The 13,310-nt window shown below is 41.7% G+C and carries 12 protein-coding genes and 1 tRNA gene; 6 read left to right on the top strand and 7 right to left on the bottom strand.

Translation table 11 applies throughout. The annotated features are described in order from the left end of the window. Positions 1 to 62: 62 nt before the first annotated feature. Positions 63 to 416 (top strand): hypothetical protein, encoded by a 354-nt coding sequence (locus I6E61_RS00150; RefSeq protein ID WP_197128390.1) that lies wholly within the window; start codon positions 63 to 65, stop codon positions 414 to 416. A gap of 343 nt (positions 417 to 759) precedes the next feature. On the opposite strand, the gene I6E61_RS00145 is transcribed toward I6E61_RS00150, so the two are convergent. Together I6E61_RS00145 and I6E61_RS00140 are read right to left on the bottom strand one after the other, a co-directional pair. Beyond that, positions 760 to 835 (bottom strand) — tRNA-Phe (locus tag I6E61_RS00145). Between the two features lie 122 nt (positions 836 to 957). Beyond that, positions 958 to 1,380 carry a hypothetical protein gene (locus I6E61_RS00140; RefSeq protein WP_197128388.1) on the bottom strand — a complete coding sequence of 141 codons (423 nt, stop codon included), beginning with the start codon at positions 1,378 to 1,380 and terminating at the stop codon, positions 958 to 960. Between the two features lie 376 nt (positions 1,381 to 1,756). Here I6E61_RS00140 and hisB point away from each other — a divergent pair, with 376 nt between their 5' ends. The 4 genes from hisB to I6E61_RS00120 all read left to right on the top strand — a co-directional run bounded on the left by hisB (position 1,757) and on the right by I6E61_RS00120 (position 5,088). After that, positions 1,757 to 2,404: an imidazoleglycerol-phosphate dehydratase HisB gene (gene hisB / locus I6E61_RS00135; RefSeq protein WP_197128386.1), complete on the top strand. Its 648-nt coding sequence runs from the start codon at positions 1,757 to 1,759 to the stop codon at positions 2,402 to 2,404. Between the two features lie 188 nt (positions 2,405 to 2,592). Then, positions 2,593 to 3,228, top strand: coding sequence for an imidazole glycerol phosphate synthase subunit HisH (gene hisH / locus I6E61_RS00130; RefSeq protein WP_197128384.1), 636 nt, complete (start codon positions 2,593 to 2,595; stop codon positions 3,226 to 3,228). A 274-nt stretch (positions 3,229 to 3,502) separates the two neighbouring features. Further along, on the top strand, positions 3,503 to 3,877 hold the full coding sequence (locus tag I6E61_RS00125; protein ID WP_197128382.1) for a hypothetical protein: 375 nt from the start codon (positions 3,503 to 3,505) through the stop codon (positions 3,875 to 3,877). Positions 3,878 to 4,053: 176 nt separating this feature from the next. Then, positions 4,054 to 5,088, top strand: coding sequence for an SH3 domain-containing protein (locus I6E61_RS00120; RefSeq protein ID WP_227685609.1), 1,035 nt, complete (start codon positions 4,054 to 4,056; stop codon positions 5,086 to 5,088). A gap of 28 nt (positions 5,089 to 5,116) precedes the next feature. Here I6E61_RS00120 and I6E61_RS00115 read toward each other — a convergent pair whose 3' ends face one another. Then, positions 5,117 to 6,433 (bottom strand): valine--pyruvate transaminase, encoded by a 1,317-nt coding sequence (locus I6E61_RS00115; protein ID WP_197128378.1) that lies wholly within the window; start codon positions 6,431 to 6,433, stop codon positions 5,117 to 5,119. Positions 6,434 to 6,868: 435 nt separating this feature from the next. Between I6E61_RS00115 and I6E61_RS00110 the strand changes: the two genes are divergently transcribed. Then, a complete protein-coding gene (locus I6E61_RS00110) occupies positions 6,869 to 8,317 on the top strand; it encodes a protein kinase (RefSeq protein WP_197128376.1) in 1,449 nt (482 codons plus the stop codon). A 73-nt stretch (positions 8,318 to 8,390) separates the two neighbouring features. Here I6E61_RS00110 and I6E61_RS00105 read toward each other — a convergent pair whose 3' ends face one another. From I6E61_RS00105 to I6E61_RS00090, 4 genes are all read right to left on the bottom strand, one after another. Beyond that, positions 8,391 to 8,807 (bottom strand): hypothetical protein, encoded by a 417-nt coding sequence (locus tag I6E61_RS00105; protein ID WP_197128374.1) that lies wholly within the window; start codon positions 8,805 to 8,807, stop codon positions 8,391 to 8,393. Between the two features lie 233 nt (positions 8,808 to 9,040). Continuing rightward, positions 9,041 to 11,656: an ABC transporter permease gene (locus I6E61_RS00100; protein ID WP_227685608.1), complete on the bottom strand. Its 2,616-nt coding sequence runs from the start codon at positions 11,654 to 11,656 to the stop codon at positions 9,041 to 9,043. Beyond that, on the bottom strand, positions 11,649 to 12,377 hold the full coding sequence (locus tag I6E61_RS00095; protein WP_227685607.1) for an ABC transporter ATP-binding protein: 729 nt from the start codon (positions 12,375 to 12,377) through the stop codon (positions 11,649 to 11,651). The genes I6E61_RS00100 and I6E61_RS00095 overlap by 8 nt, the downstream gene beginning before the upstream one ends. Further along, positions 12,374 to 13,237 carry an arylesterase gene (locus tag I6E61_RS00090; RefSeq protein ID WP_197128372.1) on the bottom strand — a complete coding sequence of 288 codons (864 nt, stop codon included), beginning with the start codon at positions 13,235 to 13,237 and terminating at the stop codon, positions 12,374 to 12,376. The genes I6E61_RS00095 and I6E61_RS00090 overlap by 4 nt, the downstream gene beginning before the upstream one ends. Positions 13,238 to 13,310: the final 73 nt, after the last annotated feature.

Genomic DNA, 13,310 nt, shown 5'->3' with positions numbered 1-13,310 from the left:
AAGTTGTTGAAAAAACAGCTTAGAAATGTTGTTCAGCTGTGACTATTAGGAAGCCAATCATCATGAATAGAACACCCATCACTTATTTGACTTTCGTTTTGACTTTCGTGAAGCCATTAAAAAATGTACTCATGGTAACGACAGTACTAATGAGCGTACTAACGACCAATGCAGCTAATAGCGCTTGGTTTGAGCGTTTGATTCCCAAAGGAGAGATGTACACGGTACGCGAGATAGATCGTGATGTGGCATTTGTGATTGATGGATTTATTTATGATGCGCGCACGTCTTGTTTTTTAGCAGTGGGTGATCGAGTGATATTTTTTGAAGGGCGTCATGGTATTGACTACCGTGCGACGGTTTATGATTTAGACGCGAATGAGCGATGTGAGTTATTGTTAAGAAAGCGTTTGTGATAAGTAAGAAAGCGCTTATAGTCATTTCGCTATAAAATCTTACTGCGTTAACCTTGCTTGAAGTATTTAATATACATCTACACTCGGTTGCCTTGTACTACTTTTAAATTGAATCGACTATATAACAGGGATATTAAATAAATCTAAGCATGCTACCTAAACATAAAAACTTAAACATAAAAACTTAAACATAAAAACTTAAACATAAAAACTTAAACATAAAAACTTAAACATAAAAACTTAAACATAAAAACTTAAACATAAAAACTTAAACATAAAAACTTAAACATAAAAAAAGCCCCAAACATAAATGTTTGGGGCTTTTTAGAATTCTTAAACGAGATGGTGGCTCGAGGCAGGTTCGAACTGCCGACACACGGATTTTCAATCCGTTGCTCTACCGACTGAGCTATCGAGCCGTCTTCGTTGAGGCGCTATTAAACTAAATATACGCACTGCTGTCAAGCAGTTTTTGCATTATATCTGATAAAAGACGATAAATAGTCAGATATGGGCAAAATTAAACATTCTAATTCTCAGTTTAGTCTTTAACACGCAGTAGTTCGTACTCGCTCATAATACGATGAATATCAGTATCTGCAGGAACAAACTCACGCACGCCTTTTTTTACTTCGGCATCATAGACCAGTTTAATAAACTTGGCATCAATGGCTCGGCCGCGATTTTGTGCATGCACTGTTAAATACTGCAAGCGTTTAGCATTGGTCTGACCATCATCAAAACAGGCGACAGCAGCGATAGGCTTGTCATTGAACATACCGACATAGAGATACTGCCCACGTTTAAAACCTTGCTCAACGAGACTGAGTACATCGGCACCACTAGGCTGAGTATCATCGCTGTCATATAAAGACTGCAAGCGTTCTGCTAGCTCGTTTTCGCGTGCAGGTTTTTTAATCAGTGGTGCATCCAAACTATTGATGGCGATCGCTTCTAAAGGCATAGCAGTTCCTATAAACAGAGGGTTTCTATGATGTGAGACATCATAATGTCATAGAGTGTGATGTCGCAAATTATCGTGTTATAGCATTAGCGTGCGTCATGATTGATAATACTGAACACACTATTTTAGCAGAATGACGTAAATTTGTGCGTGGTTTACGGCTTGGACATAGCAGTAAATGTTAGGGTTTGCTATGATGAGACTAAATAATATGTAGTACGTATAACGCCTAATATCTTGATATCTTTTGTATATATCACTTTCTAATACCTTTTTCGCTAAGGTCTGACTCAGACACTAGTAAAATATTTTAGGCGTGTTTTCGTCCTATTTTATTGACCGCTTTTCACTGATAAAAAACTGATAGAGAGTAGCCATGACAGCCAATGCCACTGAGCAAAATGCACCAAAAAATGCAAACTTACACGGTCGCCCTGAGCGTATTGCGACCGTTGAGCGTATCACTGCCGAAACGCAAATTACTTGTACCGTCAATCTGGATGGGACTGGTCAAGGCAGGGTAGACACTGGCGTACCTTTTTTGGATCATATGATTGATCAAATCAAGCGTCACGGTTTGTTTGATTTGGATATCAAATGCAACGGCGATACCTTTATTGATGATCACCATAGCGTTGAAGACACTGGTATTACCCTTGGCCAAGCATTTAACAAAGCATTGGGCGACAAAAAAGGCATCCGTCGTTACGGGCATTTTTATGCGCCGCTCGATGAAGCATTGACTCGTGCTGTTGTCGACCTATCAGGTCGTCCTGGTCTGCACATGGACATCCCTTTTACTCGCTCGCACGTGGGCCGTTTCGATGTTGATTTGTTCAGTGAGTTTTTCTACGGTTTCGTTAACCATTCTTGGATGACCGTGCATTTGGACAATCTTAAAGGCAAAAACAGCCATCACCAAATTGAGTCGACCTTTAAGGCTTTTGCTCGCGCCCTACGTATGGCTTGTGAGTATGATGAGCGTGCGTTAAATACACTACCATCGACCAAAGAGGCTTTCTAAGGCGCATTTAAGGCTCTTCTACAAGGTCAGTTAAGAGAGTCAGTCAAGCTTGGCGTACTAGCTGTACAGCCTGCGCTTGACTTCCTTGTAGCAAAACCTTATCTACACCTTGGTAATAGCCAACAATATAAATGGCTAACGATATAAATAGTACAGTAGTCAAAATATTTAAAAATGAGAACCAATCGATGACTAAAGTAGCACTACTAGATTATGGTATGGGTAATTTGCATTCCGCCAGTAAAGCGTTGTCAGTGGTCGGGGCAGACGTCTCTATCACCAACGACCCCAAAGTCGTTGCTGCAGCAGATAAAATCGTCTTCCCCGGTGTCGGTGCCATGCGCGACTGTATCGCTGGCATGCATGATGCTGGGATTGATGATGTCATACGTCAGGCGATATTTAATAAGCCCGTCATGGCCATCTGTATAGGCATGCAGGCATTGTTTGAACAGTCAGTTGAAAATGGTGGTACAGACTGTCTTGGCATCTTAAAAGGCACGGTAGAAGCATTTGACCCTACGTGGAAAGACAAGCAAGGCGCAACTATCAAAGTACCGCATATGGGCTGGAATACCATCAGTGGCATGGACTTTGATCATCCATTGTGGAATGGCATTCAAGACAATGCGCATTTTTACTTTGTGCACAGCTATTACTGCGAGCCTGCCAATCCCTCACAAGTGGCTGCTATTTGTGATTATGGTCAGCCGTTTTGTGCTAGTGTTATCCAAGATAACTTATTTGCGACCCAGTTCCATCCAGAGAAAAGCCATACCGCTGGCTTGCAACTGTTAAAGAACTTCGTCGAGTGGGATATATAAATAGACGATAAATGTGAATTGAATATTTGATTCAGCAGTAAGGTAGATTATCCATTGTATAATCTGCCTTTTTTGTTCTCAGCTATCGATTTTTTAGCGACTACTTTTTAGTCATATTGTTTATAGTCGATTCAATTTAAAAGTAGTACAAGGCAACCGAGTGTAGATGTATATCAAATACTTCAAGCGAGGTTAACGCTGTAATACTTTTATAGTGGGATGGCTATAGTAATACCCTCAGTTGTTTTCTACTGGCTTATATTTGGAATATATAGTGGATTTTACTGCCTTTAAAATGAATATTATCGAGACAACAGGGCTGGCCAAAGATGCTTTGCACATTTATGTCGGTATTGGTGTCTATTTGCTGTGTTTGGTACTGCTGCGTCCTATTTTTAAGAAGCAAGGTGTCAGGTCTTTTGTCGCTTTAGTAATAGTGACTTGCATTGCGTTATTGGGTGAGTATTTGGACAATCGAGAGACGATTGAGTCGCTAGGCATGGCAGGTCTAAGCCGTGATCAGATTACTGCCAGTATCCGCGATTTGATCAATACGTGCTTGCTGTCTTATGTGCTTTATGCGTTGAATAAGTGGACGAAAATCTTTCATGCGTCCAACCCCTCAACTAAGCTACTAAAGCAACGCTAATATTCCGAAGTGATTTTATTTCAGATGTTAATAAAGTGAACTTAAGTAGGATTTTATGGTGTAAAATTCATAATATAAAATATATAGCAGTCCATATTATGCCTTCATTTAAAATACCTACTTACATTTTTTCTTCTACTATTCTATGCCTAACGACGTTTAGCTATCATTCAGCAATGGCAAATCAAAACGTCATCATTGACCTAAATAAACCCATATCGGCAGCACTTTTGGCACAGTACAATCGTGATGGTATCGAGATTGACTACGATGATACGACTGTATTGAAGCAAGTATATGTGACTGCCAAAGACGGTATAGTAGCGCGTCAACTGCCAAGTGGCGCTGCTAGAAGCGTTAAGAGCTATGCGTTTGGTGAGAAATTAGAAGTCATTGAAGAGCAAAAAGATTGGTATGCGGTGCAAGACAGAATTCGTAGAGAATATGATGAGAACAATGATGGCATTGTAGAGACTCATATTGTCAAATGGGAAAAGGTCTTTGTGAAAAAAGAGCAAACGGGTTCTACTATGCCTGCCTCGCTAACGTCCAAAGATTTAAATATACTAGCGTATCTATCCGTCGGCGAAGAGTACGAGTCTTTTGAAGATGGGAAAGCACTTAACGACTACCTGAAAATAGAGCTAATTGACAAGGCTTTTTTTGAGAAAAAACGCCCACTTGCCGTTGATTTTTTATCAAAAGATGAAAGTATCAAAAAGAGAAATGGTGTGATATCCATTCCAACTGCAAAAAAACCAGTGAAGTTTGTTGATAAAGATAATGGTGATGACGGCGATGAGCGTTTTGATTACATCGGTAGTATCGATTTTTTAAACCAACATGTAATAGAAGGAAACTACTGGGAAAGCTCGAACTACAAGATGATTGATAAAAATTCAGGTGAGATGACGCAGACGTTTATAGATTACCCTCATATCTCTCCTAATAAAAAATATATCATCTCAGCCTATACCAACCCATATGAGCAATACACTGATCTAGAGCTGTATAAAATTGAGGGAACAGACATCATCCAGATTATGGGTGCAGGCTTTATGCATTGGATGTCTACTGTTGAACCAGAAAATATATTTTGGGCAAGAGACGGCTATCTATACCTAGCGGTTAATCATAGCGCCGCCTTTTGGAAAGAAGACGGGCATATCAATGATGAGTTTCAATATATTAGGATAAAGGTGGCTCTATAGAGAAGACGCCACCAAGACCTTTAGAAACCTATTTCTGATTATACAACTCGCGCACCACTTCACCAATCACTCTAATACCATCAGTCAGCGTCTGCTCGTCAGCCGCGATGCTCATACGAATACACTCGTGTGCATGCTGATAATCGCTAACATCGACACCGGGGAAAAAGTATTCGCTTGGCACAATAAGCGTGCCTTTTTCTTTGAGGCGCTCGTATAGCTCAAGCGTACTAATCGGTAAGTCTTTAAACCACAACCATAAGAAAATCGCGCCTTCAGGCTTATGAATCATCAACGGATAATCACCCAATGCTTCTTTTAACAGCTTCACGGCAAGAGTGGCCTGCTTTTGATAAAACGGCTTAATCTCATTATCGGCTAACTGCTTGATACGGTCATTTTCTACCAATGGCGTGGCAATCGCTGCACCAAAGCGTGTCGGTGCTAGATTTACTACAGCATTCATCGCGCTGACCGCTTCGATTACTTTTGCATCGGCCACGATAATACCTGTACGCATACCGGGCAGGCCAATCTTAGACAGGCTAAAGCATAGAATCGTATTGTCATCCCACGTCAAATGCGCGTCTGAATAAATAATGTTAGGGAAGGGTATACCGTAGGCATTATCGATGATAAGCGGTATGTCATAACGTTTGGCAATCTCGGCCAAATGCGCCATTTCGTCATCGGTCAGCACGTTGCCAGTCGGGTTGGTCGGGCGTGAGCAGCAAATCGCGCCGATACGGCCTTCCTTTAGCGCTGGCAAGTTCTCTAATGCGTCAAAATCGACACGATATTTAAAGAAGCCTTCCTCACCATCATGAGTCACTTCATCGATATGTGGCAATACCGCTGCGAAATGCTGACCTTCGACATGCACGTCACTATAGCCGATATATTCAGGGGTTAATGGCAGTAGAATGGATTTGTCTACAGCTCCATTCTTTTCATCAGCGAAAGCACCACCGAATAGATTGAACAGATAGAAAAACGCATTCTGTGAGCCATTGGTCAGGGCAATATTTTCTGAGGTTAGATTCCAATCATAATGACGGTTAAAGAAGCCAACCAAGGCATCAATAAAGGCCGAATCACCTTGCGGATTAGAGTAATTGGCCATGCTAATAATCGCGCTACTATTGGGTACGCCTGCGTCGTTATCAGTGCCCAGTGCTTTATACGTCTCCAAAAACAGCTCATTGACGGCATCAATTTTGGCAGGGTTACCACCGCCCAGCATGTTGACCGGCTGATCGCTTTTTAGCGCGTCGCCTAGATCGTCCATCAATTGTGAGATGCCAGTAGGCTGGGTAAATTTTTGACCGAACTTTGAGAATTTCATAAGACTACCATGCTGTTTTGGAGGATGTTGTAAGAAGGAATTTGATTGATAAAAGTTAGGCTAGTATAGCAAATGGGAAGTATAAAATAAGCAAAGTGCAGGGTGGATATCGACTTATATGTCTATACAGGTTGTGAAGTAAAAAAACGCCTTCTAGGTGAGTAGAAGGCGTTTTGGTTTGAGGCCTTAGGGGGGTGAGGTTTTGGAGCTAATCTCGCCATTCGCATTTCTAACGCGACTATTGAAAAGCTTTGTTAAGTATTGAGTAATACAAAATCTAAAGTATTAAAAAACAAACTAAATAATTTTGGTATTCTAATGTTTAACATGTTGGGGAATATATTTAATACTATTTTACTAGTATATTCAAATATAGTTAGCATGCTAATAATTAATACTATTACATATTATTTCTAAAAAATTGAAGGTATTTAGATGTCTAGTAGAAAAAGATATAAAAAGAACACTATGGTTGGTGGCTGGATATTTGTAGAAAGATTAGGTCATGGGGGGAATGCAGAAGTATGGCATGCAACTAAGAATGGGAAAGTAGGTGCCATTAAAGTCTTAAAATACCCTAGAGAAAGCACGTATGCACGTTTTAAAAGTGAAGTTAATGCCATTCTCGCTAATCAGAGTATTGGTGGGGTTATTAAGATCACTGAATACCATTTACCTAGCGATATCAAAGAAAGTTTACCGTGGTTCGTGATGCCAGTAGGTATTCGATTTACCGAATGGAGAAAAAATAAGAACATCTTGGAGGTTCTTAAACACATATTGGCTTTAGGAGAAACTTTAAAGAATTTGCACAATGGAAAATATTATCATCGTGATATTAAGCCTGCAAATATTTTATTTTTAAACGACAGATTGTATTTAGCAGATTTTGGGCTCGTTAAATATCCTAGTAGTAACAACTTTACTGAAGAAGGTAAGGATGTAGGTCCTAAGTTCACTATGGCTCCAGAAATGAGACGTAATGCAAATATAGCAGATGGTGAATTGGCGGATATATATTCATTTGCTAAGACTCTTTGGATTGCAATTACTGGTGATATTCAATGCTTTGATGGACAGTATAATGTTTTATCAACTGTAAGCTTAAATAAATATTGTGAAGGGATGTACTCTAAACCACTTGATGTTCTATTAACAGAATGCACTGAACATTCTCCAAAAAAACGACCAAAAATGATAGAGGTTGTCAAAAGATTAAAAGAGTGGATAGAACTTAATGACGACTTCCATTTGAAAAACTTAACAGAATGGTTTGATTTACAACGTAGTATATTTCCTGCTGGAGCACCGAAATCGGTAACTTGGGTTGATAAAGATGATATTTTAATTATATTAAATCAAATTGCACAGGTTAAAAGTTTGAACCACATGTTCTTACCTGATGGAGGAGGTAATACGTTTATTGGTGCAAAGATGGCCAATGAAAAAGGTTTTATAGCTATAAAGATATCTTCAAAGCTATACTATATTTTCAAACCGAAAAAGCTTACTTATGAATCTTTCGGTGTAGATGCTCAATGGAACTACTTTAGGTTAGAGGCTGAAATATCTTCATATACAGGCGTGTATGATAATTCCTGCTCTACTTACTTATTTGAAGAAGTTGTTGAAATTGAGCCGACGTTGTATATTGAAAGAGTTCACTGGGATTATAATGAATACAATGGTGAGGATTTGCCAGACTCTGCAAACCTAATATGTAGGTATGTTGGTGGTTCATTTGTAATATTTAGCACACGTTCAATTTACAATCTTACATCAGCTACTTATGACGGAAGACATAATAAAATGTCAGAAGATGAGTTTAGAAGTTACATAACTAAGGGCGCTCTAAATCATGCAGAGCACCTTGCTACTACATAGAACAAAATGCTTTGACAGTAACTGAGCTATTATTAAACTAACAGGTTAATTATTTTGCATAACATATATCTAGTTAACCAATTAGTCTTGAAAGATTCTCGATATCTATTTTTGATACAGGTTTCCAATGAGGACTATACACATAATAACTTTCATCCGTATGAATCGAAAACACCTTATTTTTAATTCTTTTTATAAGACCTCCTTTCTGCTTACCTCCTGAGAAGTCTTCAAATATAACTTCCCTCCATTCCCAAATAGGATCAAGTTGAGGGCTATAGTGTTCAAATACTCTTATGTCTTTAGGAGAAACCTCTGGTAGATCAGACGCTAAGACTTGAGTGGTTACATCTTCAATTAAGTTTGTTACGCTAGTCCCTCGAATCTTGTCAGTATAAAATATTAAAGCTTGTTTATCATCAATTTCACCAATTACATAATGACAAGAAGATTCACAATTATGAAAACCTTTATAATTTAATTTTTTCATTTTATATCCTTATTTTGAAGTTGTATGTTCAGTAAAAAGTTATATGTGTAAAAAACAAACTCTATTGGTTAATCTGAACCTATTTCCTGACACTATATAATAATATTACTTTAGATTATCAAACTTATATTACCTATTATCGTACCACGTACTATAAGGATTTTAGGAATGTTACTAATTAAAATTTGAAGAAATACTTTGTATTTTTATAGACCGCAAGTTCCTTTACGTATCTAAACCATAGCCCTTACCCGCGCCATAATCCCGCGACCAATCACCAATCTCACATAAATAATGGCAATGGCAAACAGCAAGGCAACTAACGCAATACCGCCAAGTCCTAAGTTTGCCCACGGCACACTAAAGCGCAGATTGAACCACTGAGTAACCGCCAGCCAAGCACCACCAGTGGCGATAATCACCGCAAATGTCGCCGCACTAATCCCAAGCACACCCAGCTCTAAAATATTGAGCATATACAAGTCACGCTTTTGCATACCGAGTAGTCTAAACGAAGCACTCTCTTTCATACGATCTTGTGACGTAGAGAGTAGCGAGCTGATGAGCACCATGATGCCCGTAAGCAGGGCAAGCAAAGTAAAGATATACACCAAGCGGCTCATCTGCGCGACCAACCCTTGGACTTGCTCCGCGATAATCGTACCGTCAATACTGGTCACCGCTGGGAATTCGCGTACCAGCTCACCTTGCAGGTCAGGAATATCATCGGCAGAGACATGCGCCGTCGCAAATTGAATTTGCGGTGCGCTCGCCAGTATCTCAGGCTCAAACAAGAAGTAGAAAAACGGGCTAGGGCCACGCTCGAAACGTGAGCGAATACTGGTAATCTCGCCAATCAACTCGATACCTTGAATATTAAAGCTGATTTGATCACCCATGCCGACATTTAGCATCTCGGCTGCCGTGTCCAAAATAGACAACGGCTGCACTTGCGAGATCGCAGAGGCACTCGCATCCTGATTTTCAATGGGCGTATAAAGCGCATCGTCAGTCAGCGACTCGGTAATAAACTCTGTGTCCATGATGCTATCGGAATAACTTAAATTGAACACGCGAGTAGGGTCGTCTTCGCCTTCAGGCGCGTCGATATCTTTGGGTTCGACACCATTAGCCGTACCGATACGTGCTCGAATCACTGGATAATACGTGACAGGTTCTTTGAGAATACTGTCTATCTTATCGTGCTGCTCGGTTTGTACATCTAACAAAAATAGATTTGGCGCATCTTCAGGATAGGCATTGATAAACTGCTCATTGATACTATGGTTAATCGACGTGATAAGGGTCAATACCGCGACGGATAATGACAATGTCACAAAGAACAACGCCGACTGATTGCCTTTACGTGCCAGATTATGAATCGCAATACGCTGCATCCAGCTGATTTTTTTGCCAGTGGCGATGCGCGCCAACAACCAGAGCCAACCGCGTGCCAATGCCCAAAATATCGCAATGAATACAATCAATCCAACCAGTATCTGTGCGCCCAACGCTAAAGATTGCACTTCGTAAGCAAGGAAGGCATACAGCCCGATGAATAATAAACCATAGCGCAAGAATGGCATCCGCTGCTGCCAAGGCAAACGTTTTGATGATTGCCCTGTGCTTTGATTGAGCAGTGCCGCAGGTTTCGTGCCATCAAGCGCACGCAGACTACGCTGGGTAATCAGCAGCGTCATGACAAGGGCTATGACGATGGTTTTGAAGATACTAATCGGGTTAATGGCCAATCCTAAATCTGACGGTAAAATAGCCGTCAGATACGGTTGACCAATCTTGAGTAACACAAGGCTGAGCGATACGGCGGCGACGCAGGCCAAGACAGACATGATTAATAGGAGCCAGTAATAGCTACGCTTAATCGAACGATTGGTCTCACCCAAAGCCATGCGTATGGCATCGTTGGATTGCTGTTTGGTCACAAACGCAGTGATGACCCCATACATGGCAACCGCAGATAATAATAGAACGGCGATGACTAGCAATTTAAGGAACATCAGGACATTGTCAGAGATACGTGAGACAGACGTCTCCTCTGAGGTAGGGTCAGACAGCTCAATCTCAGGATAATTCACCAGCATCTGTGTCAGCTGCTCACGCTGAGTGGCAATAACTTCTGGCGTGCCTGCTATCTCGATTTGATAACTGACTCGACTGCGCTGACCAATTAGATTGGTCGATTCTAAAGCGTCTTGCTGCATCATGACGCGACCACCAAAACCGAATGCCGTTAATGGGCGATCTGGTTCTTTGACGAGCTCATCACTGATGGTGAATTTTCCCTCACCGATATTGATACTGTCACCGATAGCGACGTTTAGACTTCTAAGAACTTCAGGCGCGACCACCACGTTGGTCGCACTCAGCTGTTCGGACAAGGGTTTGCCTGATGCCAGTTCAACCTCACCGTATAAAGGATAAGCAGCAGTAACGCCTTTGATACGAGCCAACAGTGTCTGGTCTGCTGCAACCAACATAGCATTGAATTGATAATCATAAACCGTTTGGCTATCAGGCAACGTCTGGACTTGCGCCAATACTTCCTCAGGCCATGCTTGATTGCTTTCTAATATTAAATCACCGCCAACGAGTGCCAGCTGATTGTCATTGACATAGGTATTTACTGACTGTTGGATAGAGTCCAAGGTCAGATAAGTGGCAAGCGATAGCATCAGTGTTAGCAAAAAGAGCAGGGGATATACCCAGCGTCGCCACCAACTACGAGACAACGCTTTCGCACCTAAAGTACGCGCAGTGAAGGGATTGCTACTTTTGCTTTGTTTCACATCGGCATCGTTGCCATTGGCATCTATAGAAGGCTTATCCATTGGCAGCTGACCCGTCTATCATACCGTCATGCATGGTAATGACTCGGTCTGCCATCTCAGCCAGTGCGGGGTCATGGGTCACGACGACCAATGCCGAACCGACTTGATGTCTTAAATCCAACAATAGCTGCATAACTTGGTCGGCGTTTTGCTCATCCAAGTTCCCCGTAGGTTCATCAGCGAATACGATTTTTGGATGCGAAACCAATGCGCGGGCGACAGCCGTACGTTGCTGCTCACCGCCTGATAATTGGTTGGGCAAGCTGTCACGTCTATGTCCGAGTCCAACGGCTTCGATTAATTCATCGACTCGTGCAGGGTTTGGCTGCCTCGCAATATCTAGCGGGAAGGCAATGTTTTCTGCCACGGTTAGCGTTGGCAGCAAGTGAAATGACTGAAACACAAAACCCATGTCACGCTGACGGATGGCTGCGAGTGCATCTTCATCAAGGCTGCTGAGCATTTGGTCTGCCAGCTCAACAGTGCCACTATCAGGGTAGTCGAGTGCTGCTAGCAATCCCAATAACGTCGATTTACCAGAGCCAGACTTGCCCATAATGACCACAAACTCGCCCGCATTAATATGAACGTTCACGTCTTTAATAATAGATAGGGTTTGTTCGCCGACTTGTACGGTTTTGTTTAAATGCGAGGCGGTCAGTAATGCTTTTGTTGTAGCGGTAGGCGTCGTCACTGTGTCAGCTGAAGGTGATGATGTCATTGCGTGGTCTCAGTTGGCGTGTTGTTTGATGCTAGTTCATTAGGCGTGTTTGATGCTGTCGTATTAGTGCTATTACTGGCTTTTAATTTTTCAATCTCAGGCTTTAAGATAGGCAAGATATTGTCTTTGACGATAATCTGATAGCCTTCTTTGGTCGGATGAATTGCATCGGCTTGATTCAGCTCAGGGTCACCGCCCACGCCTTCTAAAAAGAAAGGGATAAGGGGCACATTCATGTCTTTTGCCACACGAGGATAGATGTCTGAAAACGCGGACACATAGTCATTACCAAGATTGTCATAGATCGACATACCCCCTAAGATCACGTGACTACCATTGTCTTGCAGCGTTTTGACCGCAGTACGGATATTGGCTTCAATCGTCGCTACATCTAAGCCGCGCATGGCATCGTTGGCACCAATCGTTAAGATGGTAATGTCAGGTTTGGTCTGCGCTACCCAGTCTAGACGATTAACTAAGCCAGTACTGGTTTCACCACTTAAGCCTGAGTTGATGACTTTGGCATTGGTATAGCCTAGCTCTTTTAAGCTAGCTTCTAACTGAGCAGGATAATTGGCATCACTCTCAACCCCCAGCCCTTCAGTCAATGAGTCGCCAAGCGCTAATATCGTCAATGGAGAGTCGATTTGTTGGTCGGCAGATACGGGCGCGTCAGTCATTACTTCACTGGTGTCATTTTGAGTATTAACGGCTTGGACATCAGTGTTTTGCGAGCTGGTATTTTGCGAATCGGTCGCGTCAGTTGGTTCAGCGTCTTTTTGGCAACCACTGATAGCCACGGCGATAGTCAGCACTGCCATTGCTGGCAAGCGTCGAGAGAAATGAGGAAATACTTTCATGATAGTTATTCTGTCTTATATGCAATCGAAACAGTGTAGCAAAATAAGACAGATACCAGTATTATCCGAAGGT

Source organism: Psychrobacter sp. NZS113 (assembly GCF_015864825.1).
Lineage (GTDB): Bacteria > Pseudomonadota > Gammaproteobacteria > Pseudomonadales > Moraxellaceae > Psychrobacter.
Note: the sequence above shows the minus strand (reverse complement) of the source record. Positions and strands in the feature narration are given on the sequence as shown.